The organism is Seonamhaeicola sp. MEBiC01930 (assembly GCF_045277075.1).
In the GTDB taxonomy this organism is placed as follows: domain Bacteria; phylum Bacteroidota; class Bacteroidia; order Flavobacteriales; family Flavobacteriaceae; genus Seonamhaeicola.
Genome location: NZ_CP104270.1, coordinates 1,647,076 through 1,673,202, shown reverse-complemented (window position 1 = coordinate 1,673,202; position 26,127 = coordinate 1,647,076). Strand labels below are relative to the sequence as shown.

The 26,127-nt window shown below is 33.5% G+C and carries 13 protein-coding genes; 3 read left to right on the top strand and 10 right to left on the bottom strand.

Annotated features, from left to right (window positions below; all coding sequences use genetic code 11):
- Positions 1 to 2: 2 nt before the first annotated feature.
- A complete protein-coding gene (uvrC, locus tag N1F78_RS07260; RefSeq protein WP_406685510.1) occupies positions 3 to 1,796 on the bottom strand; it encodes an excinuclease ABC subunit UvrC in 1,794 nt (597 codons plus the stop codon).
- A gap of 82 nt (positions 1,797 to 1,878) precedes the next feature.
- Between uvrC and rimK the strand changes: the two genes are divergently transcribed.
- Genes rimK through N1F78_RS07245 form a run of 3 tightly spaced genes read left to right on the top strand, consistent with a single transcriptional unit; the run spans position 1,879 to position 4,307 of the window.
- Complete coding sequence (gene rimK / locus N1F78_RS07255; protein ID WP_406685509.1) at positions 1,879 to 2,754, top strand: 30S ribosomal protein S6--L-glutamate ligase; 876 nt, start codon at positions 1,879 to 1,881, stop codon at positions 2,752 to 2,754.
- Positions 2,755 to 2,779: 25 nt separating this feature from the next.
- Entirely contained in the window at positions 2,780 to 3,757 is a 978-nt protein-coding gene (locus N1F78_RS07250; protein ID WP_406685508.1) for a succinylglutamate desuccinylase/aspartoacylase family protein, read from the top strand.
- Positions 3,744 to 4,307 (top strand): 5-formyltetrahydrofolate cyclo-ligase, encoded by a 564-nt coding sequence (locus N1F78_RS07245; RefSeq protein ID WP_406685507.1) that lies wholly within the window; start codon positions 3,744 to 3,746, stop codon positions 4,305 to 4,307. The genes N1F78_RS07250 and N1F78_RS07245 overlap by 14 nt, the downstream gene beginning before the upstream one ends.
- Before the next feature lie 13 nt (positions 4,308 to 4,320).
- Here N1F78_RS07245 and N1F78_RS07240 read toward each other — a convergent pair whose 3' ends face one another.
- The 9 genes from N1F78_RS07240 to N1F78_RS07200 form a co-directional block, all read right to left on the bottom strand.
- Complete coding sequence (locus tag N1F78_RS07240) at positions 4,321 to 6,210, bottom strand: hypothetical protein (RefSeq protein WP_406685506.1); 1,890 nt, start codon at positions 6,208 to 6,210, stop codon at positions 4,321 to 4,323.
- 73 nt (positions 6,211 to 6,283) lie between these two features.
- Positions 6,284 to 6,916 carry a lipoprotein signal peptidase gene (locus N1F78_RS07235; RefSeq protein WP_406685505.1) on the bottom strand — a complete coding sequence of 211 codons (633 nt, stop codon included), beginning with the start codon at positions 6,914 to 6,916 and terminating at the stop codon, positions 6,284 to 6,286.
- A gap of 63 nt (positions 6,917 to 6,979) precedes the next feature.
- Complete coding sequence (locus N1F78_RS07230) at positions 6,980 to 7,360, bottom strand: TraR/DksA family transcriptional regulator (protein WP_406685504.1); 381 nt, start codon at positions 7,358 to 7,360, stop codon at positions 6,980 to 6,982.
- A gap of 4 nt (positions 7,361 to 7,364) precedes the next feature.
- Positions 7,365 to 10,769, bottom strand: coding sequence for an isoleucine--tRNA ligase (gene ileS / locus N1F78_RS07225; RefSeq protein ID WP_406685503.1), 3,405 nt, complete (start codon positions 10,767 to 10,769; stop codon positions 7,365 to 7,367).
- 149 nt (positions 10,770 to 10,918) lie between these two features.
- Positions 10,919 to 11,806, bottom strand: a complete 888-nt coding sequence (locus N1F78_RS07220) for a hypothetical protein (protein WP_406685502.1) — start codon at positions 11,804 to 11,806, stop codon at positions 10,919 to 10,921.
- Positions 11,807 to 11,839: 33 nt separating this feature from the next.
- On the bottom strand, positions 11,840 to 18,619 hold the full coding sequence (locus N1F78_RS07215) for a lectin-like domain-containing protein (protein ID WP_406685501.1): 6,780 nt from the start codon (positions 18,617 to 18,619) through the stop codon (positions 11,840 to 11,842).
- 337 nt (positions 18,620 to 18,956) lie between these two features.
- Entirely contained in the window at positions 18,957 to 23,351 is a 4,395-nt protein-coding gene (locus tag N1F78_RS07210) for a LamG domain-containing protein (RefSeq protein WP_406685500.1), read from the bottom strand.
- A 260-nt stretch (positions 23,352 to 23,611) separates the two neighbouring features.
- Entirely contained in the window at positions 23,612 to 24,970 is a 1,359-nt protein-coding gene (radA, locus tag N1F78_RS07205) for a DNA repair protein RadA (RefSeq protein WP_406685499.1), read from the bottom strand.
- The gene (locus N1F78_RS07200) at positions 24,970 to 26,118 is read right to left on the bottom strand and encodes an alpha/beta hydrolase (protein ID WP_406685498.1); all 1,149 of its coding nucleotides are present in this window, start codon (positions 26,116 to 26,118) and stop codon (positions 24,970 to 24,972) included. Before N1F78_RS07200 ends, radA begins: the two co-directional genes overlap by 1 nt.
- Positions 26,119 to 26,127 lie beyond the last annotated feature (9 nt).

Sequence of the window (26,127 nt, the reverse complement as noted above, 5' to 3'; positions counted from 1 at the left end):
AATTACTTCTCATGATAATAATTATAAACCTTTTCAGCTCTTGAATTCCCAACCACTGCTTCCAATTCATCTAATTTGGCATTAGCAACTCGTTTAGCCGATTTGAATTTTTTTAATAACTCTACTACCGTTTTTTCCCCAATTCCAGGTATAGTTTCTAACTCCGTATTTAACGCACTTTTACTTCGTTTATTTCGGTGATGTTCAATACCAAAACGGTGCGCTTCATTTCGTAATTGCTGAATAATTTTTAGCGTCTCACTTTTCTTATCTAAATATAAGGGAATTGGATCATCTGGATAGAATAATTCTTCTAAACGTTTAGCAATTCCAATAATTGCTATTTTACCTCTTAATTCCAAAGCATCTAAACTTTTAAGTGCTGATGACAACTGCCCCTTCCCTCCATCAATAATAATTAAATGTGGTAATGGTTGTGACTCATCCAGCAATCTTTTATACCTCCGGTAAACCACTTCTTCCATGGAAGCAAAATCATCGGGTCCTTCAACTGTTTTTATATTAAAATGACGATAGTCTCTTTTACTAGGCTTGCCGTTTTTGAACACCACACATGCTGCAACCGGATTTGTTCCTTGAATGTTTGAATTATCAAAACACTCAATATGACGGGGCTCTTCACCCAATCGTAAATCGGCTTTCATTTGTGCCATTATACGGTTTGCATGCCTATCGGGATCAACAATTTTATCCTGCTTAAAACGCTCCATTCTGTAATACTTGGCATTCCTAAGAGATAAATCTAAAATATGTTTCTTATCACCCAACTTTGGAATAGTCACCTTAATTTTATCCCCTAAGTCAACTTCAAAAGGCACATAAATTTCTTTTGAATTTGAATGAAAGCGTTGTCTAATTTCGGTAATAGCTAACTCCAATAATTCCTTATCGGTCTCATCTAATTTCTTTTTAATCTCTAAAGTATGTGATCTGATAATAGAACCGTAAGAGAGCTGCAAAAAGTTTACATAACCATAAGTTTCATCACTCATTATAGAAAACACATCAACATTACTAATCTTAGGGTTTACAATAGTAGATCGTGCTTGGTAATTTTCTAAAACTTCAATCTTTTCTTTAATTTTTTGAGCATCTTCAAACAACATGTTTTCGGCATATTGCTTCATTTGAACCTTAAATTGATGCAAAGAATCTTTAAAATTCCCTTTTAAAATTTGCCTGATGGCTTTAATATTTTCATTGTATTGCGCTTCAGTCTCGTTTCCCTCACAGGCACCTTTACAATTACCTAAATGATATTCTAAACAAACCTTATACTTCCCAGATTCAATTTTTGATTCTGCTAAATCATAATTACAAGTACGCAGCGGATACAAACCTTTTATTAAGTCTAATAAAGTGTGAACTGTTTTCCCGCTAGTGTAAGGCCCAAAATATTCTCCACCTCCTTTAAAAACAAGTCTGGTGGAAAAGACTCTAGGAAAACGTTCTTTCTTTATACAAATCCATGGGTAAGACTTATCGTCTTTCAACATCACATTATACCTTGGTTGATGCTTTTTAATAAGGTTGTTTTCAAGTAACAATGCATCAGTCTCGGTCTCCACCACAATGTGTTTAATATCCGCTATTTTTTTAACCAACACTCTAGTTTTACCATAATCATGAGTTTTAGTAAAATAAGAACTCACCCTTTTTTTTAAGTTTTTGGCTTTTCCCACATAAATAATAGTGCCATCTGTATCAAAATACTGATACACTCCTGGTGCATTTGGTAAAGTTTTAAGCTGAATATCTAACGGTGTTTCACTCATTATACCAAAGGTATAGTAATTAAGCAAATAGTAAAAATTGAAAAACCTTTTTTAGTATATTGCATTTATAATTTTACATTAAGTGAACATAGTAATTCTTTCTAGAAACGCTAACCTATATTCTACTGCCAGACTTGTAAAAGAAGGTGAAAATAGAGGTCATGATATGGAGGTGATAGACCCTCTAAAGTGTGACCTAATTATTGAAAAAGAAAAACCTACAATTTACTACAAAGACCGCTACTTAGATTATGTTGATGCTATTATACCAAGAATTGGAGCTTCTGTTACTTTTTTTGGTTGTGCAGTAGTAAGACAATTTGAAATGATGAATGTTTTTACATCTGCAACCTCTGATGCCATAATTCGCTCAAGAGATAAATTACGTAGTTTTCAAAGACTATCTAAAGCAGGTATTGGTATGCCAAAAACCGTATTTACAAACTATTCTAGAGATATTGATCAAGTTTTATCTCATGTTGGTGGCACACCTGTAATTATAAAATTATTAGAAGGCACCCAAGGTTTAGGAGTTGTTTTGGCTGAAAGCCGAAATGCAGCAGAATCAGTTTTAGAAGCTTTTAACGATTTACAAGCAAGAGCATTAGTTCAAGAATATATTGCAGAAGCTAAAGGTGCAGATTTACGCGCCCTAATTGTAGATGGTCATGTGGTTGGCGCTATGAAAAGGCAAGGTAAAGAAGGAGAGTTTCGTTCTAACTTACACAGAGGTGGTAGTGCAGAAATAGTAAAACTTAGTGAAGCCGAAATTAAGGTTGCGATGAAAGCTTCTAAAGCTTTAAAACTTCCTGTTTGTGGTGTTGACATGTTACAATCTGCTAGAGGACCTTTGCTTTTAGAAGTGAATTCTACTCCAGGTCTAGAGGGTATTGAAACAGCAACTGGAAAAAATATTGCTAGAAATATTATTACTTACATTGAAAGAAACCGAGGTTAAGTCTATAAACGAATGAAATTGATATATGAGTATTGAAAAAGAAGTCTTAACGATTCTAAATGAAACTATAGCTCCTGGAGAAAGCAAGGAGGTAAGTTTCGATGTGGCAAATTTACACACCTCAACACCTGTTCACATTCCTGTTATAATTGAACGTTCTAAAAAACCAGGACCAACCGTTTTATTTACAGCAGGTATTCATGGTGATGAAGTTAATGGCGTAGAAATTGTGCGTCAGCTTATTGCCAAAGAAATAAACAAACCTAAACGTGGTACCATTATTTGCATGCCTGTTATCAATATTTTTGGTTTTATAAATTTAAATAGAGAATTTCCAGATGGAAGGGATTTAAACCGTGTATTTCCGGGAAGTCCAAAAGGTGCTTTAGCCAGTAGGGTAGCCTATAAATTAATACATGAAGTAATACCACATGTAGATTATATCATGGATTTCCATACTGGCGGTTCAGATAGGTTTAACGCACCTCAAATTCGCATAGTTGAAGATGATATTGAACTTAAGCAACTTGCAAAAATATTTGGTGCACCGTTTGTACTATATTCTAAAAACCTAAACAAATCTTTTAGAAACACCTGCTATAAACTTAACATACCCTTATTACTTTTTGAAGGAGGAAAATCATTTCATATTGATGATATTGTAACAAATACGGGCGTTAATGGTGCGAAACGTATTTTAAAACATCTTGAGATGTTAAACTCAAAATTTAAAAGCTCTGCACCTAAAAAACCATGTGTTTTTATAAAAGAGAGTAAATGGGTAAGAGCAAAATACTCTGGAATGTTTAAACCAACAATAAAGTTAAACTCTAAGGTTCAAAAAGGTGATTTATTAGGTAATATTACTGACCCATATGGAAAACTTAATTATTTTGTTAAATCACCTAACTCTGGATATATAATTAATATAAACGAAGCACCTATAGTATATCAAGGAGATGCTCTCTTTCATGTTAGCACCAAATTAAATGACAAAAGCTGAATTACGAAAAACATATAAAACACTTCGGAAAGATTTATCGTTAAACCATATAGACGATTTAAGTATTAGTATTGCCAACCAACTTCTAAAACTGCCTATTTGGGAACACTCTTTTTATCATATTTTTTTAGCCATAGAAGAACAAAAAGAAGTACAAACTGATCATATTTTGAGTATCCTTTCTGGAAAAGACAAAAATATTCTAGTTTCTAAAAGTAATTTTGAAACCTGTGAAATGACCCATTTTTTACTAACTGACGGTACTAAAATTAAAAAGAACCATTACAATATCCCTGAACCAATTGATGGTATTGAAATACAAAATGAAAAAATTGACGTGGTTTTCATTCCACTGCTTGCTTTTGATAAAAAAGGCAACCGTGTAGGGTATGGCAAAGGGTTTTATGATAGGTTTTTAGCCAACTGCAAACCAGAAACTATAAAAATAGGCCTATCTTTTTTTGAAGCTGAAAATGAAATTAGTGATGTTTTTGATGGTGACATTAGGTTGGATTATTGTGTTACTCCAGAACGGGTTTATAGATTTTAAAATTACAATTATTCTAATTTTCCCCACAATTCTCACAATAAGTTTCTTTCAAATATTCATTTTCCAGTAACTGAAACGTTACACCTCCATTTTCAATGGAATTAAAAAGTTTACAATAACGTTCTTTATTAATATTGATAGCGTTCAGCATTATCGTTCTATAATCAGTTTGATAAGTAAGCTCTTTATTTATTAAAGTATGATTTAAATAGTAGAACAGTAAATCTTCATCAATATCAATACTTCTAGCCTTTTCTTCTAGAAGCGCAATTGCCATATCGGAATTAGCATAATAGCTAAAAAACTGTGCTAAACTTAAATAATCGTAATCCGATAGGACGAAGTTTTTGTAATTCTTATTGATATATGAAACGGATGCATCTTTCCCTGAATAATCTCGTTTTTGCATTAAATTCTTAGCTTTAATAAGATGATAATTCACCATCATTCTGGATATAAGTGAGGCATCAATTCCGTAATTCTTTAACCCATTGATTTCGTTTTTTAGCTTAGTCTCATTTACATCTACCCAGTTATAGTCCCACAACCTAATTTTTATGGCTATAATATTATATTTAACCTCAGCATTTTTTGGTACAAGTTTTTCTAATTCTAATAATTCGTTATAAACAATAACAGCCATTCTAACATCTAACATATACCTGTAAGCTGAATTTTTATTAAATATTTTAGCAAATTTCAACTGTTTGGGAATGTTCATTTTCTTAAGAAAATCTGGTGAAATTTCCTTTCCTTTAAGTTTTTCAAAAATGGAATTCTGTATCTCGTTCGCTTGGTTTAAATCCTCATTAATTATTGCATCATTAAACTTTAACAACAATGCATCAGCGGTCATACTTTTGTATTTATCTTTCTTCTCTAAACCTAATTCTATAAGTGCTTTTCTATGATGTTTTAAAATGGGTTCCATTTCCTTAGAAAGTGCTCCAGCCAATTTGGTCTTAACATCAGCTTTACTTAGCTCACTTAAATAACTATAGTTAGTATCTTTTGTATCATTTAAAAATTCTACCCAATTTTCAGATGAAGATATTTCAGTTTTTATTGCTGGTTTTTGAAAGGTTTGTAATGCAGCTGCAATAGTACTTGCCCGCTGTTCTTGTAATTCAACATTACGCTCTAAGCTACCTTCAACAGATGAATATGCTTTAATTTTAATTGTTTTTATATTGAAATCTGTTAAATGTAAGGAATCGTAAAGAGGTTTTATGTCTTCATGGGAGTACTCAGATTTATTCTTTTCAAACGGAATGGTAAACTTTAGGGTTTTGTTTTTAAGTATGTATCCTTCGCTTGAACTTGGTTTTATTTGCTTAGTATTATATGTTAAGGAATCTAAATACATACCCATATCTAATAATTCCCACAGGTATGACTCCAAATTGTAAATAGTTTGATACCTACACATATTCTTATTACTAAGAAACAAGATGTTGAACTCTAATTCTTCATTTAACAGAGTCTCCGGTATCCTACCCACATGTGCCCAAAACCAATTTTCACTAGCAGGCTTTAGTAAGTTTCTTAATTTGGCGCCATAAACTGGTTTAAGCAAAACCCCTTTAATTTGTGAAGGTGTGGTTGTTTCATTACAATTATATCTTTTTTTGCTAACAACATCAATGGCTATACCATCTCCTGGGTTTTTAAAAAGCATGTCAAACCATTTTTTGTCGTTTATTCTGAAGTATAAATTAGATTGCTCTCTTACTATAGAAAACCTAACTTCTTTTGGCATTTGCCTAAAAATATTAGTACATGATTGGCAAACTTGATTTCTATTCGCTTGCGGAAAAACAATATCGTAAGTGTTTTGGGCTTTGAGACTATTTAAACTACAAAACGATAGTATAAAAGCCCCAAGGAGGATTTTTAAATTCATCAATGGATTATTTAGGTTGAGAACCTAAATATAATCAATACAAATTAAGTAGAAAAATACTTACTTAATGAATTTAAACTTCTATTTCTGCTTTAGGAAATGCCTTTTTATTAAATACAATTAGCATTATAAAACCTGTACTAATTGCAACATCAGCTACATTAAATACAGGCTCAAAAAAGTTAAAGCGTTTGCCACCATAAAAGGGCAACCAACTTGGTAAATCTACTTCTATTAATGGAAAATAAAGCATATCTACAACTTTACCATGTAGAAGGCTATCATAACCTCCTGTTTCTGATAAAAATGTAGCTACTTGACCATAACTATCATTAAATAAAACACCATAAAAAACGGAATCTATAATATTACCTAATGCTCCTGCAAAAATTAAGGCAATTGCAATTATTAGAACTTTAGGTTTGTGTTTTTTTGTTACATCAAATAACCAATAGCCTATTCCGAAAATAGCCACCACTCTAAATAAAGTTAATGCTACTTTAGCAGTTCTATCATCTATAAAGGAAACAAAATCACTAATTTTTGTTCCCCAAGCCATTCCATCATTTTCTATAAAATATATTTGAAACCAGCTAAACACCTCAAAGCTTTGTTGAAGTTGAAAATGCGTTTTTATATATACTTTACTTATCTGATCTATAAGTAGTATTATGATTATTAAAACAATTGATTTTTTTAATGACATATATTTAAACAAAAACGTCCCGATTTATAACGAGACGTTTTTAAAATTTTATATATAAACTTATTATTTCTGCATGTTTTTTGCTTCAATACTAAGTGTAGCATGAGGCACCAATTCTAATCGTTTTTTATTAATTAGCTTTCCTGTAACTCTACAAACACCATAAGTTTTATTCTCAATGCGTATTAAAGCATTTTTTAAATCACGAATAAATTTTTCCTGACGTATTGCTAATTGAGAATTAGATTCTTTACTCATTACTTCACTTCCTTCATCAAATGCCTTAAAAGTAGGTGCTGTATCTTCAGTACCATTATTATGGTCATTCATATATGCACTTTTTATGAGTTCTAAATCATGTTGCGCTTTATCTATTTTTTCTTGTATTAAAGCTCTAAATTCCTCTAATTCTGAATCAGAATATCTAACATTTGCGTTTGTCATAATTTTAATGTTTTTGAATAAACAATTTGGTATTTATATCATCAAAAGCAATTTCAATACCGTTATCTAACTTATCAATTATTTCAAGCTCATCAGCCAACGTTTCCGTTTTAATATAAACCATGTTAGAATCTATAGCATCTACTATATTTTCATCTTTTTGAAGCTTCACATCAATTCTATCTGTGACTTCAAACCCTGAGTCTTTACGTAAATTTTGGATTCGGTTAATAAGTTCTCTCGCAATTCCTTCGCTTCGTAAATCTTCAGAAATGGTTACATCTAGGGCAACTGTTAAGGCACCTTCATTGGCAACTAACCAGCCTTCAATATCTTGAGATGTAATCTCTACATCTTCAAGCCCTAAAGTAACATTTTTTCCATTAATTTCAACACCAATTTCACCACTTTGTTCAATTTTTTTAATATCACCAGCGTCAAACTGTCTAATGGCATTTGCAATTAGTTTCATATCCTTACCAAAACGAGGTCCTAATGCTTTAAAATTGGGCTTTATTTGTTTCACTAATATATCTGAAGCATCCTCTAAAAGTTCAACTTCTTTTACATTAACCTCATGCTTTATTAAATCTGAAACTGCTAATATCTCTTCCTTTTGCTGTTCATTATCAATAGGAATCATTATTTTTTGGAGTGGCTGACGTACTTTAATCTTTTCTTTAGCTCTTAAAGACAATACTAAAGATGATATTGTTTGTGCGCTTTCCATTTTTCGTTCTAAGCTTTTATCTACAAAACTTGCATCAAAAACAGGGAAATTGGCTAAATGAACACTTTCAAAAGATTCTTTTTTGGTTACAGAATTTAAATCTAAATACAACTTATCCATAAAGAATGGCGCAATTGGAGCTCCTAATTTAGCTATGGTTTCCATGCAGGTATAAAGTGTTTGGTAAGCTGAAATTTTATCAGCTTGATAATCACCTTTCCAGAATCGCCTTCTACTTAAACGTACAAACCAATTACTTAAATAATCTTGGGTGAAATCTGAAATAGCCCTAGCTGCTTTTGTAGGCTCATAATCTGCATAAAAAGCGTCTACTTTTTTAATAAGCGTATGTAATTCAGATAAAATCCACCTATCTAGTTCTGGTCTTTCCGTTATTGGAATATCAGTTTCAGCATAACTAAAGTTATCTAAATTAGTGTATAAGCTAAAGAATGAATAGGTATTATAAAGCGTTCCGAAGAATTTACGTTTAACTTCTTCTACACCTTCTAAATCAAACTTTAAATTATCCCAAGGGTTTGCATTACTAATCATGTACCAACGTGTGGCATCTGCTCCATAATCCCCTAAAGTCTCAAATGGATCAACAGCATTTCCTAAACGCTTAGACATTTTTAACCCACTCTTGTCTAACACTAATCCGTTAGACACTACATTCTTATAAGCCACAGAATCGAATACCATGGTGCCAATGGCATGTAATGTATAAAACCAACCACGAGTTTGATCTACACCTTCAGCAATAAAATTAGCTGGATACGTAGTACCTTCATCAATCAAGTTAGAATTTTCAAATGGATAATGCCACTGTGCATAAGGCATAGAACCAGAATCAAACCAAACATCAATTAAATCACTTTCACGTTTCATTGGCTGCCCTGAAGCTGAAACCAATGTAATTTGATCTACAATATTTTTATGTAAATCTAATTTTGCATAGTTCTCATCACTCATATTGCCAACTTCAAAATCGGCAAAAATATCTTCAGTTAAAACACCAGCTTCAATAGCCTTTTGCATTTCAGCCTTTAGTTCTTCAACAGAACCAATACATATGGCTTCTTTTCCATCATCTGTTCTCCAAATTGGTAAAGGAATACCCCAATAACGAGAACGTGATAAATTCCAATCATTAGCATTTGCTAACCAGTTTCCAAAACGTCCTTCACCAGTACTTTTGGGTTTCCAGTTAATGGATTGGTTTAACTCATGCATTCTATCTTTAACGTCAGTTACTTTAATAAACCAAGAATCTAAAGGGTAGTATAGAATTGGTTTATCTGTACGCCAACAGTTAGGGTAGCTGTGTTTATATTTTTCAACCTTAAAAGCCTTATTTTCTTCTTTTAATTTAATAGCAATTTCAACATCTACAGAACGCTCTGGTGCTTCACCATCATCATAATATTCATTTTTTACATATTTCCCTGCCAGTTCTTTCAGTTCAGGGCGGAATCGTCCTTGTAAATCTACTAATGGTACTAAATTATCATTCTCATCTTTCACCAACATTGGCGGCACCTCTGGTGTAGCTTGTTTAGCAACCAAGGCATCATCTGCTCCAAAAGTAGGTGCAGTATGTACAATACCCGTACCATCCTCAGTAGTTACAAAATCGCCTGAAATAACTCTAAATGCATTTTCAGGATTATCATTTGGTAGCGTATAAGGTAATAATTGCTCATAAGTAATGCCAACTAAATCAGCGCCTTTAAATTCTTTTACAACATAAAAAGGAATCTTTTTATCACCTGCATTATAAGAACCTAATTCTACCTTTTCTTCAACTTGGGTAAATTTTCCAGAAAATTGTTTGGCAACCAAAGGTTTTCCTAAAATCACCTTTATTGGTTCAAATGTATATTGATTAAATGTTTCAACCAATACATAATCAATTTTTGGACCTACGGTTAAAGCCGTATTACTTGGTAATGTCCATGGCGTTGTTGTCCAAGCTAGAAAATGAATATCACCTTCATTTTGTAAAAAATCAGGTAAGGCATTTTGATTTGCCTTAAACTGAGCTACAATAGTAGTATCTGTTACATCTTGATATGTTCCTGGTTGGTTTAACTCATGAGAACTTAATCCTGTTCCCGCTTTGGGTGAATAGGGTTGGATGGTATAACCTTTATAAAGTAAATCTTTATTATAAATCTGTTTTAATAACCACCAAACACTTTCCATATATTTAGGTTCATAGGTTATATACGGATCTTCCATATCTACCCAATACCCCATTTTTTCAGTTAGATTATTCCAAACGTCTGTATAACGCATAACTGCTTTTCTACATGCAGCATTATAATCTTCAACAGAAATTGTTTTACCAATATCTTCTTTGGTTATACCTAGTTCTTTTTCTACACCCAACTCTATAGGTAAACCATGAGTATCCCAACCTGCCTTACGCTTTACTTGGTATCCTTTTTGAGTTTTATATCTACAAAAAATATCTTTAATAGCACGTGCCATTACATGATGAATTCCAGGTAGACCATTCGCAGATGGCGGCCCTTCAAAAAACACGAAGGATTCTTGACCTTCTCTTGAGGTTATACTCTTTTCAAAAATGCTATTTTCTTGCCAATATTGTAGTATTTCATTAGCTACATTTGGTAAGTCAAGTCCTTTATATTCAGGAAATTTGGTACTCATTTACGCTTAAATCTTATAAGGTTGCGAATTTAAGAATTAATCCTGAAACCGTTAATGTTTAGACATAAAAAAAGCCAAAACATAATGTTTTGGCTTTAATTGGGTTTTGGTTGATTAATTGACTATTTTTTCTTTGTTAGGTTTTTTTATTAATTTTTATTTGTATTGTATCCAATGGTATAATTTTCTTTATCCATTTTAGCAACTGATTTTTTATTAAAACTTGATTTTGCACTCATACCAAAGTTTGTTAATCTAACCCAAGTATGTGCTTCTGTTCCTGTGGCACCATATAATAAATCTACATGTGAAAATTGATCGAATTCCATATATACAGAAAAATCCGGGTTATCACCATGAGTTTCTCCGTCATGCGGTTCGTCTACCCAATCGGTGTTAGCACCAACCAAACCTGGGTTTAAACGATACAAAGTAAAACCTGACGGATCCGGTCCATTTGCAAAACCTGCATTTTCTAAATTTGTAGTCCCACTTAGGTTTACCTTTACTTTAGATGTAACAGTATATGGATTAACTCCAGACACCTCAGTAAAATCTCTAAAACTTCGGGTATCGATATCTCGCGATTCTAAAATAACGTCATACAAAACCGCTGGCTCACCTAATGGATTTGACGGTATTGCTGACCCCGTCTCAACTAAATCAAACGAATAAGTTACATAGTTGTCTTTGCTAGAATCAAAAGTATTTACTCTAAGTTCATTGTTACAATCAATGGTGAATGCCCCATTTATACTCAGAATAGTTAAAACAATATCATAGTAGCGATCTTGAAACAAAACGGCATTAGAATAAACCACTTTTTCTCCAGATTGAACATTACTTAAGTCGGCAGCTGTTAAGGCTAACGGATTATTGAAATTTATTACTGAAGAACCATAGAATATATCATTAGTATCTTCCTTCGACTCTAAAAATTGAATCAAATTAGTATCCGCTGAATTTTGTGCAGTTATAGAATTTAATGCCAAAACTAAAATTATGCACAACGATTTTAATAGTACTAATTTTTTCATAGGTTAGTTGTTTATGGATTAAGGGACTAATTATTAATTGACTACTATTTTCTTAGTAAGTACTTGGTTATCGTCTGTTCTAAAACATGCTACATAAGCTCCGGTAGACACATTAGGGATTTCTATACCTTCTTCTAAAACATTGGTAGGCACATCTTGTAATTCCATAACCGTTTGCCCTGTCATACTTATTAATGACATTCTTGTTACTGAACTACTTAATTTCTTTACATGAATTCTACGTTGCTTGTTTACATAGTAAATAAAGTTTGCATCATGACTAGCTTCTGCAACACTTAACGATTGCTGCTCTGATTGAAATACTATCTCAAACCTCTCGTTAAACTTTCCTTGCTCTGATGAAAATCCATAGGCTGAACCTTGTCTTAAATCATAATAGGTGCCTGTTAAATTATCTTTTATATAAATCTCTTGGTCTTCACCTATATTCTCTAATTCTGAAATCTTAATCTCAAAGGTATTACTGCCTGATGATTTAAAATTTAAAGGAACAGACTTATCTGATGTTATCTCACCATAAGCCTGAATGTTCATATTCACTCCCTCTAAGTTTAAGTTTAAATCATTATTGTTCTCCTCATCACATCTTGAATCATAACCATAATCATAATCATCTGTTGTCATATCACTAAAGCCTAAAAGCAATTCACGCCTTGTGTCTGGACCTGATACTGATGAAAATTCTAAACGTATCTTTTTAAACGGATTAGAATCACTTGTACTCTTAGCTGTACTTTCTTCTCCTTTTGATTTACTGCCCTTGAAAAATACTGAACCACTACTATATGTGCCATCTGCATCTTCTTCTAAAATAAATACACGCTGTCCGTTATTAAACTCTACATTACCATCGGCTATAATCTCTGCAATAAAGCCTTGTCCTATGGGCAAGTATCTTGAAGGTACTAAGGTGCCATCTTGTGATCCATTATTTGCTCCATCTATACCAACAAACTGATAGGCTCTTGTAGATCCTAACTTGTTTACCTGAGCATAACCACCATTATACTCATTTAAATTATGTGAACTACCACTCCATTGATGCCACAACTGAAGCGTACCCCCTATAACACTGGCATTATCATCTATAAATGTATGAATGTCTAATGCAGATGGGTATGGATTCCCTAAAAGGTAAGTGGTTTTTGAAACTCCTTGAACTGACCCTGGACCACCTACATCTGTTGCACTAACTAAAATGGTCCCATTATTTGGTTTGCCTTCAAAAATATATTGTTGCTCTGAAAATGGAACACCTGTACCTTTTTGAGTATAACCAACTCCAGGCTCGATATCTGATGTTGTTGTAACTTTAGACCAATCCCAATAGGTCTTCCCATTTTTATAGGCAAATATCCAATAAGAACTAATATTTCCACTTGCGGTATACGCAGAGGTAAACTCACAATTAAAACCGTCTCCATCTTTCAACATATCTAATGTAAATGCTGAATTGTTAGTGTTATTTGAAGACCCATTATTATCTATTAAACTGGTTGCTCCTGTAGCCCCTGTAGGTGAAGACCAATAGTTATACCAATAAGCACTAGAGGTACCTTCCTGTCTTCTAAGAGCTTTACCATTGGCTGATGTTACCAGATCACTGGTTTGGGTTTGAATTAACTGCGAATCATTCATTAAATCTAAAGAACCATTTAGCTCAAAATACCCTGTATTTTTCAATAAATTATTTCCACTAACAGTTAAAGTTTTTCCTGAATCTATAATTAGGCCGTAAGTTGATATAGAATTAGAAATAGTTACATCGTTCTCAATTTTAACAATACACCACTCTCTTGTACTTGGTACACCTTCAATATCCCAAACATTTCCATATTGCCATGCGCCTTCTAAATCCCAGGTACCATCACTAGTTGTTTTATAGGGCAATGGTGCTGTTTGCTCTTGCACCGTTGTAATATTATGCATTGTAAGAGTGTTGCTATTACTTGAATAGTCTGACACCTGATTTGAAGCAATATCTGTCATTGGATAATAAGCCACTAAGCTACTCCATGAAATAGTTGCTTCAGTATCAAAATCTATAATATCCTTAGGTATTATTGAACCTTTTACATTTCCAGAATTATCCTCTATTTCTTGATAAATCATGGTTTGAATCTGAGAATCAGTCAATGCCACGTTAAATATTCTAACCTCATCAATTTCTCCATCAAAATATTGTCTGTCTACTATTGAACTAGATATACGACCAATTTCAAAGTCGCCAGTCCAGTCTGAAGATGGATCAATGGTTTGTCCAATATTACCGCTATTAGTATCTGTTTCAATTACCTCTCCATCTAAATAAATGGTTTGTTTACCTGTAGTTGAAGAAAACACACCCGCTACATGATGCCATTCCCCATAATTAATCTCACCAGCACTCAATGTGTTAAGAGTTCCAGCAGTGGTTCTAATACTGAATTCTATTTCGTTTCCATCTTCAACAAATAATCTGCAAGCAATATCCTCACCAGCAATAGTGTTTTTAGAGGCAGAATCATTTTCAGCATCAATTTTAATCCATGCCATGATAGTTACATTGCTAAGACCATCAATAATACTATTACCATTTAAATAATCATCAACACCATCAAAATCTATGGCAGCAGAAGACGGATAAACCACTGTGGGTGCCACATCACGATAATCAACATCTCCTCCTGAATTGACATCAGAATCAGTATCAGGGAGTATAGATAAATCTGAAGGATCATGAATATCTTCATTCACATCCCATGTACCATCATTGGTTCCAGTTGTTTCAAATACATTATCTAAACCATCATTATCATCATCAGTTGAAGTAACAGCATTAGCCATACCATTTTCTTCTATATCATCATAGTCATCATTATCACTATTGGTATCCATGTAATCTTCAATATCATCAGAATCAGTATCTTCAGGTGTAATACCCGTTCCGTAGTTATCCCATAAGCCTATATAAGAACCTGAGTTGTTTACGGTTCCACTTGGCAAAATATATCCTAAAGTAGTTTGACCCTCAATATTATCAGGAATACCGTCATTATCACTATCTAAATCTACACTATCTGCTAAACCATCATTATCAGTATCAACAAATAAGGGTATATCACAAACACTATTAAAGCGAACGCTTTGATTATTGTATGCCGCTCCTGTTGATGCAGAGAATCCAAAATAAACTAAGTTGTTTCCACCAAAGTAATTGTTTATTAAATCATCTGTATACGTTCCTGCCAAAGTACTATCTACATAATAATTTATAGTATTTGTTGAGGCGTCCCAATTTATAGTAACGGTATGCCAAGTATCGTCTTCTAAATCACCCAAATCAGTAGCAGTTGTTAACAGACCCGCACCAGATTGATTATCAGAATCCCAAATCATACCATGATCATTCGATAAATCGCCTCTTGTTGAACCATTATCATAAGTGTCTAGTTCTAAAACTATTCCGTTTTGAATACCTTGAGCACCTAAACCTTCACCTACTGCTCCAACAGCAGAGGAACCGCTTGGATCATCATGGAATATTATAGCTATACCATCTGCTCCACTATTGCTATCTCCTAAATAAGCATCAAAAGAAAATGAAAAACTATTATTAAAATTGATTCTTTCAATAATTGTTGCAGCACCCGCTTGACTTGTGGTATTCTCGGTTAATCTAAATTCTGTACTCGATGTTTCGGTAGCTGTTCCACTTAATTCAAACACTTCAGAAATGGTTCCATAAGTAATCCCTTTCTCTGTACAATCTAATAACCCATCATTATCATCATCAACGTCACAGACATCACTTACACCGTCTCCGTCTGTATCTGTATTACCCGAAGCCACTGGATCACATGGATCTGCAGCCGTAACTGTAAGAGTTGCTGAATTTGATTGTTCTATACAAACAATATCATCATGGGTGATGACTATGTAATATTCATTTCCATCTAATCCAGTAACATCACTAATATCTAATTGATTTGTTTCTACATTACTATAAACTCCAGAATTTGTTAAGGCCGTTCCTCCGGAAGTAGGATCTCCTAAATACCATTGATAATTAATCCCAGAATCTGAACTAGAAGAATTTGCTTCAGTATAATCTGGAGTTCCAGATGAAAATATGGTTGTATTTCTAGCTGAAGCAGAAACACTAAACGATATTGCATTACCTGTTGAAACTGTTGTATTGCTTGGGGTGGATGAAACAGTTAATTGAGTACCTACTATTTCGTCTCCATCTAAACCATTGTAACCTCCAGTTCCTCCTGTAACTTGCCCATTTGAATCATAACCCGTACCATCAAGTACTCCATCATTATCAGCATCTGTTCCGCCTGATTCTACAGAATCATAGCAACCATCTCCATCACTATCTAAATCTAAATAATCTGGGGTACCATCATCATCAGTGTCCGTTGAAAGGTCTGTAGTAAATCCTAATGACCCTCCAGACGACCCAGTATTTGTTGAACCATTTATTTGAATTTCATTTAAACGAATATCCTTTCCCGTTCCATCAGGGAGAGATGAAATTACAAAGTGTGTTGTTGGAGACGTAACAGTAACTATGTGTTGTTGCGTTCCACTAGGTTGATATAATTCAATTTGACTAAAAGACGTGCTAATTAAAGTACCTCCTGAACTTGGGTCTCCATTAAAAAACTGCAGAATTACTCCCATAGGGCTAAAATCAACGCCCGCAGTATCTATATCACCATCTCCATCTCTATCAAAATCACTACCATCTAAACCTATAGTACCTACATCATTAAATGCCCCTTGGAATAAATCATTTGGATCTAAACCTAAATCAGTCAACTCGCTTACCAAGTCAGCTGCTATATCACTAGCATCCTCTCCTCCAACATCATCATTTTCCATTGTCAACGTAAAATATGCTCCTGTTGGTATAACATTAGCTCCCGTTGTACCCATGACTAAAGCGTTATCCAAAATAGATCCATTTAAATCACCAGGAGTTACATCAAAACTATGTATCCTTAAATCTTGGTCTCCAGTATATGATGTACTTCCATCAAACAACTTGTCTAAATCATCATTTTCTATATGATTTGGCAATTGCGAAATAGATACAGCTACAAAAGAATCCACATAACCTTCTACCGTATCTAAAATACCGTCATTATCATCATCTAAATCATCCGTATCAGCAATACCATCTCCATCGGTATCCGTTCCACCAGAACTTCCTCCGGAACTTGAACAAACATTAATTTCTATATTATCAAAATAAACATATTCACTACTACTAGAAGCATCACCCCTAAATCTAAATCTAGAGTTAGCCGTAAAATTATATGTAGAACTTTCTGCAGTAGCAACAATATCTGTATAGATTGTACTATTGTCACTAAAATCTGTTCCCCGTACGTATTGTAAAACAGGAGTGTTATCCCATGATGAACCACCATCGTCAGAAAATTCAATAAAGAAATCCTCTCCTGAATCATAGCTCCAAGTTCTAAAATCAAATTCTATGGTTACAGAATCATAGGAACTCAAATCAATGTCATCAGTATACATCACTGAACTACTTTCATTATCTCTTAGATAGACGTTATCAGAACCTGATATTACCCAGGAAGAATCAAATCCACAATTTGAACCACCATCATTCCATATAGAACCAGAAAAACTACTGGAATCAAAATCTTCGGAATCAGTAGTAGAACATGTACTTGAAGAACCTCCAGATCCACCTGATCCTCCAGAACCTGAACAAACATTAATTTCTATATTATCAATATACAAGTCTCCATCTGAATCATCAATATCTACTCTAAACCTAAAACGGCTGTTAGAGGTGAAATTATAAGGAGAACCATTTGTAGCGGTGGCTGTTACATCTGTATAAGTGGTATCATCATTGAAATCTGTTCCTTCCTGATAATGTAAAACAGCTGTACTATGCCAAGTTGAACCACCATCATCTGAGAATTCTATATAAAGATCATCTCCACTATTAACATCACTATCAGTATCAAAATCAAAAGTTATAGTTACAGAATCATAACTACTTAAATCTATATCATCGGTATATGAATATGAACTACTGGTATTGTCTTCCAAATTCATACTATATGTCCCAGAAAGTTTGGAACTCGAATTTATCTTACAATCTGAACCAGGGTCATTCCAGATAGTACCTGAATAACTACCAGATTCAAAATCTTCAGTATCATAAGTAGAACAAGTACTTGACGATCCACCTGAGCCTCCGCCGCCTCCAGAACTAGTATTCCCTGTAATAACAATATTATCCAAATATACATGCTCATTATCATCATTGGCATCACCTCTAAACCTAAACCTAGAATTAGACGTAAAACTATAAGTACTACTTTCTATTGTAATAGTTTCATCAGTATATGTTGTATCATTACTAAAATCTGTACTGTAAACGTAATTTAAAATTGGTGTACTGTCCCAAGTTGAACCACCATCATCTGAAAACTCTAAAAAGAAGTCCTCCCCACTATCAAAATTTCTAGTTGCATAATCAAATTCAATAGTAACAGAAGTATAAGACGTAAGATCTATATCATCTGTATACATATATGAGGTACTTGAATTATCTCTTACATACGGACTATAAGATCCTGAAATTTCATTTTCAGATGTTATTCTACAATCAGAACCTGGGTCATTCCAAATAGTTCCAGAAAAACTACCAGATTCAAAGTCTTCCGAATCAATTTGCGTTTGAGCAAATGAATTAAAAGATATCGAAATGCAATATACTAGCACAATATATTTGCATTGAGAAATAATATTTTTCATAGATTATGTTATTAGCTTTAGGAAATCAATCTATTTCTTAATACTATATAACATTACCTTTCAATAAAACGGATGGCAAATACTATAAGAGGGCAGCGTATTTTTTGCCAAAAACAGGTTAAAAAACCTTATTTCTAATTAATCAACAAAGCAATATTAACTGAAACACTGTAAAAAACCTAACAAAAGTTAATTTTTTGACGATTAAATGTATATAAAATTCGATGAAATACGGTTTTTGTTAACTTTTACCTTTCTTTAGTACAATAAATGGAAAAGATTAGGTAAATAAAAAAGCCAAAACATATTGTTTTGGCTTTACTTGGGTTTTGGTTGATTAATTGACTACTATTTTCTTAGTAAGTACTTGGTTATCGTCTGTTCTAAAACAGGCTACATAAGCTCCGGTAGACACATTAGGGATTTCTATACCTTCTTCTAAAACATTTGTGGGTACATCTTGTAATTCCATAACCGTTTGCCCTGTCATACTTATTAATGACATTCTTGTTACTGAACTACTTAATTTCTTTACATGAATTCTGCGTTGCTTGTTTACATAGTAAATAAAGTTTGCATCATGACTGGCTTCTGCAACACTTAACGATTGCTGCTCTGATTGAAAGACTATCTCAAACCTCTCGTTAAACTTACCTTGCTCTGATGAAAATCCATAGGCTGAACCTTGTCTTAAATCATAATAGGTGCCTGTTAAATTATCTTTTATATAAATCTCTTGGTCTTCTTCTATATTCTCTAATTCTGAAATCTTAATCTCAAAGGTATTACTGCCTGATGATTTAAAATTTAAAGCAACAGACTTATCTGATGTTATCTCACTATAGGCTTGAATGTTCATGTTCACCCCCTCTAAGTTTAAGTTTAAATCATTATTGTTCTCCTCATCACATCTTGAATCATAACCATAATCATAATCATCTGTGGTAGTATCACTAAAGCCTAAAAGCAATTCACGCCTTGTGTCTGGACCTGATACTGATGAAAATTCTAAACGTATCTTTTTAAACGGATTAGAATCACTTGTACTCTTAGCTGTACTTTCTTCTCCTTTTGATTTACTGCCCTTGAAAAATACTGAACCACTACTATATGTGCCATCTGCATCTTCTTCTAAAATAAATACACGCTGTCCGTTATTAAACTCTACATTACCATCGGCTATAATCTCTGCAATAAAGCCTTGTCCTATGGGCAAGTATCTTGAAGGTACTAAGGTGCCATCTTGTGATCCATTATTGGCCCCATCTATTCCAACAAACTGATAGGCCCTTGTAGACCCCAACTTATTTACCTGAGCATAACCACCGTTATATTCATCTAAGTTATGTGAAGTACCACTCCATTGTTGCCACAATTGAAGAGTCCCTCCTATTACACTTGAATTATCATCTATAAACGTATGAATGTCTAAAGCTGATGGGTAAGGATTCCCTAAAAGGTAAGTGGTTTTTGAAACTCCTTGAACTGACCCTGGACCACCTACATCTGTTGCACTAACTAAAATGGTCCCATTATTTGGTTTGCCTTCAAAAATATATTGTTGCTCTGAAAATGGAACACCTGTACCTTTTTGAGTATATCCTACTCCTGGTTCAACATCAGCAGAAGTTAAAATTCGCTCCCAATCCCAATAGGTCTTACCGTTTTTATAGGTAAATATCCAAAATGAACTTATATTTCCGCTAGCGGTATAATCTGATGTAAAGCCAAAATTCGTCCCAGTATCATCCTTTACCATATCTAAGGTAAATGCTGAATTATTGGTGTTATTTGATGATCCGTTATTATCTGTTAAACTTGTTACTCCTGTAGCTCCTGTGGGTGATGACCAATAGTTATACCAATAAGCACTTGGTGTACCTTCTTGTCTTCTAAGAGCTTTACCATCTGCCGATGTTACCAAATCACTGGTTTGGGTTTGAATTAATTGAGAATCATTCATTAAATCTAAGGAACCATTAAGCTCAAAATACCAGGAATTTTCAATATAATTATTTCCGTTAACTGTTAATGTTTTATCAGAATCTATGATTAACCCTAGCATAGAATGCGAATCAGATGTGGAAATATTATTTTCAATTTTAACAATACACCAATCTTTATTGCTTGAAATACTTTCTATATCCCATACATCACCATGTTCCCAAGTACTCTCAGATGTCCAGTTTCCATCAGACCCCGTTCTAAATGGCATTGGAGCCGTTTGATCTTGTATAGTTGTAATGTAATTAATATATAACCAATTATCATTATCGGAATAATCGGAAGTCTTACCCATTTTAATATCTGTCATTGGGTAATAGGCAATTAAATTTGACCAAGGAATAGCGCTACAAGTACCATTGGAACCAATATTTTTAGGAATTATTGAACCTTGCAATGTCCCCGTTCCGTCATCCTCAATTTCCTGATAAACAATTTGATTTATTTGAGCACTTGTAAGTGCAGAATTAAATACACGAACTTCGTCAATATCTCCTTTAAAATATTCTTGATTAGCAACATCATCGGTTGAGCGTCTTCCAACTTCAAAATTACCGTTAGAGTCTTCAGTATTCTCAATAACTGCTCCCGTACCTCCTACATTTGATGAATTAGCCAACTCCCCATCCACATATAACTCTATAGCGCCTGTACTACTATTATAAACCCCTGTTATATGATGCCATTCATCATAATTAATAACACTACAACTACAACCACCAATACTAGTTTCTGAATTACCTTGAGATGTTATTGTAAATGTAGGACGATTACCATCTGTTAACCATAATTTACATCCTGTATCTTCTCCCGCTATAGTTATATCTCCCGTATTACCTGTATCTGTTTTTACCCAAGCCATAATGGTAACATTACTTAAACCATCAATAAATGATGCTCTTGACAAATAATCATCAACGCCATCAAAATCAATTGAAGCATATGTGGGCGGGTTAATATCAAATAAATCGCGGTAATCTAAATCGCCACCTAACGTAGCATCTAAATCAATATCTCCAAAAGAAGCTGTTAAATCTGTGACGTCTCCTGTACTTACCTCATCATTAACATCTAAATAAGCGGTAATAGAATCTAAATTATCATCAAGCCCATCATTATCAATATCTATATTATTAACTGTATTAGCCTGACCATTTTCTTCAATATCTGGCGTACCATCATTATCTGTATCACTATCCAAATAATCCTTTAAACCATCACCATCAGTATCTTCAGGACTATTCAAATCTATACCTCCCATTGCGGATTCATAAACATCATCCAATCCGTTATTATTAGTATCTGTAATGCTAGCACTTACTCCACTTGGAGGTATATATCCAATGGTTGGTTGAGCCTCAATATTATCAGGAATACCATCATCATCACTATCAATATCCAATGTATCTAAAATACCATCATCATCAATATCACACTTTGAACTTACACCAAAAAACGCCCATCTTTCAGACGTTGTGTAGGTCCCGGTAGCTCCAAATAACAAATCAACATGTGAAAATTGATCAAATTCCATGTACATATAAAAATCAGGGTCATCGCCATGAGTTCCTCCATCATCTGGTTCATCATCCCATGTTGTGGTTGAGCCTGCTATAGTAGGATCTAGTCTATATAAAGTATATCCTGCAGGACTCCCTCCATTTATAAAACCTGCTTGCTCCAAATTTGAAGTACCACTTATATATGAAGTGACTGTTGAAGTAACTGTTGACGGGTTAAAACCAACAATTTCAGTAAAATCTTGGCTAGATGACGTATCAATATCTCTTAATTCTAAAATAATACCATAAAGTACCGCCGGTACCCCAACAGGGTCACCAGAGGTAGCACTCCCAGCTTCTACCAAATCAAATGAATATGACACATAATCGTCATTACTAGAATCAAATGAACTCACATCTAACCCATTGCTACAATCTACAATACCTGAGCCTGTATTAGCCAAAATAGTAAGAACAATATCGTAATACTCATTTTGATAAAAAAGTGCATTTGAATAAACAACTTTTTCTCCTACTTTCACATCGGTTAAAACAGCTGCAGTTAGAACAGAAGCATTATCAAATTGGATGGTTGCCGAACATTCATATGTATCAATAATACCATCATTATCATCATCAATATCTGTAGAGTCTGGAACACCATCTCCATCGGTATCTACAGCACTAGCAATAACTACATTGTCTATATATAAGTCTCCTCCTGAATCAGCAATATTCACTCTAAACCTAAAACGGCTGTTAGATGTGAAATTATAAGGGGAACCATTTGTGGCAGTGGCTGTTACACCTGTATAAGTGGTATCATCATTAAAATCAGTTCCTTCCTGATAATGTAAAACGTCTGTACTGTGCCAAGTAGAGCCACCATCATCTGAGAATTCAATATAAAGATCATCTCCACTATCCACATCACTATCAGTGTCAAAATCAAAAGTTATAGTTACGGCATCGTAACTACTTAAATCTAAATCATCTGTATAGGTATATGAACTACTAGAGCTATCTTCCAAATTGATACTGTAGGTACCAGAAAGTCTTGAACTAGAATTCATCTTACAATCATCTCCGGCATCATTCCAGATGGTACCAGAAAAATTACCCGATTCAAAATCTTCTGAATCTATCGTTTGAGTCTGAGCGGAAAAAGTTATAGCCATACAAAACCATAATGGTAAGTATCGCATAATATTAATTAGGTTTTTCATAGGTTTAGGTTTTAATAGCTTTAGAAACCTATTTAATGCATTATAAAACGAAACCTTTTAATTAAATGGATTGAAATACTTGAGGGAAGTATATTAAAAGCCTGTAAATTGATGTTAAATCATCATATTTTCAGTTATTTAACAAGACAATATTAGTATAAACAGATGTAAAAACCTAAGTTTTTTAAGTTTTTTAACGATTAAATGAATAAAAAATTCGATGAAATACACATGTGGTCATAGAAATCCAAACCAAGAAATTAAACTAGAAACTCAATTAGGTCTTCTATTTTTGAAATTAATTGTACCTTAATCCCACTATTTTTTAGGGATATTTTATTATATTTTGACACGAAAATTGTAGAAAACCCTAGCTTTTCTGCTTCTAATATACGTTGTTCAACACGCTGAACTGGACGAATTTCCCCGGACAAGCCTATCTCTGCCGCAAAACAAAACTCACTGGGTAAAGACTCATCTTCATTAGATGACAAAATTGCTGCAATAACCGCTAAATCTATTGCTGGATCATCAACGGTAATACCTCCAGTAATATTCAGAAAAACATCCTTGGCTCCCAATTTAAAACCAGCACGCTTCTCTAAAACAGCTAACAACATATTTAACCTTTTAGCATTAAATCCTGTTGCAGAACGTTGTGGGGTACCATAAACTGCAGTACTAACTAATGCTTGTACTTCTACCATTAAAGGACGCATCCCTTCTAAAGTTGCAGCTATTGCATTTCCAGATAATTCTTCATCTTTTTTTGTGATTAATATTTCTGATGGGTTTGATACTTCTCTTAGACCAGAGCCTTGCATTTCATATATACCTAATTCATTAGTAGATCCAAAACGATTTTTATTAGCTCTTAAAACTCTAAATACATGATTACGATCTCCTTCAAATTGCAATACCGTATCAACCATATGTTCCAAAATTTTCGGACCAGCAATATTTCCATCCTTAGTTATATGACCAATAAGAATAACCGGAATTGCTGTTTCCTTAGCAAATTTTATAAGCTCTGTAGTACATTCTTTTATCTGAGAAATACTTCCTGAGGATGACTCTATATAATCACTATGCAAGGTTTGGATAGAATCTACAATTACGATTTCTGGTTCTAAACTTTCAATTTGTTTAAAAATATTTTGTGTTTTAGTTTCAGTTAAAATATAACAACTATTATTATTGGGATTAATACGTTCTGCACGCATTTTTATTTGTTTCTGACTTTCTTCACCCGAAACATAAAGGGTCTTATATGGTAGTTTCAATGAAACTTGAAGCAATAAAGTGCTTTTACCTATTCCAGGTTCGCCTCCCAATAAAGTTAAAGAACCAGGAACAATTCCACCTCCTAACACTCTGTTAAATTCAGAATCTAAAGTGTTTAGTCTTGCCTCTTCAGATACATCTATCTCAATTATTTTAAGAGGCTTTGAGGTAGATTTTGCTCTTGAATTTAATGATTTCCAATCGCTTTTTTCTGGTTTTTGAAGCACTTCCTCAGCAATGGTATTCCACTGCTTACATGAATTACATTGTCCCTGCCATTTTGCATATTGAGAACCACAATTCTGACAGAAAAAAGTTGTCTTAACCTTAGCCATTAATATCCAAAATCATATTTAATTTCATTTGCCTTTTCTAGCATTAAATCTTTAGTGATACCTCCAATTTCATTTAAAGTATAAGCAGATTGATAAGTTCGCATTGCTTTCTTTGGTTCTCCACCTTCTTCATAAAACCTTGCCAGGTAATAACTTCCTAAAAGGGTTTCAGGGTATGCATTTCTAGCCATTTTACCTAATTCTTCATAGTATTGAAATTGCTCCGTTTTCTCTATAGCAGCAGAAATTGCCTTAAAATCATTAATTAAAATTTGCTTTTCAATACCAAACAAATCTCTAATTGTTTGGTATTTATTAACTAAATATTCAACTGGAGAACCCTCAAGCTCTAAAATAATATCCTTATATTCTAGTTTAGTAATAGGCTGAAATACTTTAAAAACATTCTCGAAGGCGTTCGGTATAGCATGAGTAGGAATAGAATAGTGGGATGGTCCATCAAAGCTATTAAACTTAAAATTTAATTTTTCATTTTCTATACCATCAAGATCTGTTTTCAATGCATTAGCCATTTGTTTTATAGATTTAGAATCATTATTGGTATATGCCAAATAATAGAAAGTCTTAGTTGTAACCTTGCTTAACCTTTCTGGTAGGTAATCTAACATATGTGGAGCTAACTCAGGACTTACAACCATATAAGCGCTAAATAAAGGTTTAGGTTTAAGCAAAAAATAGTTAATAAAATTGGCCGTTTCTCCATGTCCCACAGCAATTCTAAAACTTGCCGTTCTATATTTATTTTCAATATAAGGTATTAACTCAGCGCCAATAAATTCAAAAAAATCTGCTCCGCTTTCAATGGGTAATGAATTTTGTTCAGAATACATACAATCATCATATCGCTTATCTAATTGATTAACTCCCACCACAATAGCATTTGGCATATCCTCCCAATACGAATAATAATCAATATTACCAGCTACAGCTTCAAACATATAATCACCATCTAAAACTATAAATAAAGGGTACCTTTTATCTTGATCAGAATTATAACCCCTTGGTAATTGAATTTTAATTTGACGTTCTTCACTTAATGTTGAGGACGGAAAGTTTTCATATTTAACTTGAGCATTTAAGGCAGAAATGGTTAATAAAAATAACCAAAAGGAGCAAATTATCTTCATAGTTTAAAA

Excerpts from the sequence above, each read along its gene's own strand:
- N1F78_RS07235 (WP_406685505.1), bottom strand. The coding sequence starts at position 6,916 with ATGTCATTAAAAAAATCAATTGTTTTAATAATCATAATACTACTTATA.
- N1F78_RS07200 (WP_406685498.1), bottom strand. The coding sequence starts at position 26,118 with ATGAAGATAATTTGCTCCTTTTGGTTATTTTTATTAACCATTTCTGCC.
- radA (WP_406685499.1), bottom strand. The coding sequence starts at position 24,970 with ATGGCTAAGGTTAAGACAACTTTTTTCTGTCAGAATTGTGGTTCTCAA.
- N1F78_RS07210 (WP_406685500.1), bottom strand. The coding sequence starts at position 23,351 with ATGAAAAACCTAATTAATATTATGCGATACTTACCATTATGGTTTTGT.
- N1F78_RS07245 (WP_406685507.1), top strand. The coding sequence starts at position 3,744 with ATGACAAAAGCTGAATTACGAAAAACATATAAAACACTTCGGAAAGAT.
- ileS (WP_406685503.1), bottom strand. The coding sequence starts at position 10,769 with ATGAGTACCAAATTTCCTGAATATAAAGGACTTGACTTACCAAATGTA.
- N1F78_RS07230 (WP_406685504.1), bottom strand. The coding sequence starts at position 7,360 with ATGACAAACGCAAATGTTAGATATTCTGATTCAGAATTAGAGGAATTT.
- uvrC (WP_406685510.1), bottom strand. The coding sequence starts at position 1,796 with ATGAGTGAAACACCGTTAGATATTCAGCTTAAAACTTTACCAAATGCA.
- N1F78_RS07240 (WP_406685506.1), bottom strand. The coding sequence starts at position 6,210 with ATGAATTTAAAAATCCTCCTTGGGGCTTTTATACTATCGTTTTGTAGT.
- N1F78_RS07250 (WP_406685508.1), top strand. The coding sequence starts at position 2,780 with ATGAGTATTGAAAAAGAAGTCTTAACGATTCTAAATGAAACTATAGCT.
- N1F78_RS07220 (WP_406685502.1), bottom strand. The coding sequence starts at position 11,806 with ATGAAAAAATTAGTACTATTAAAATCGTTGTGCATAATTTTAGTTTTG.
- N1F78_RS07215 (WP_406685501.1), bottom strand. The coding sequence starts at position 18,619 with ATGAAAAATATTATTTCTCAATGCAAATATATTGTGCTAGTATATTGC.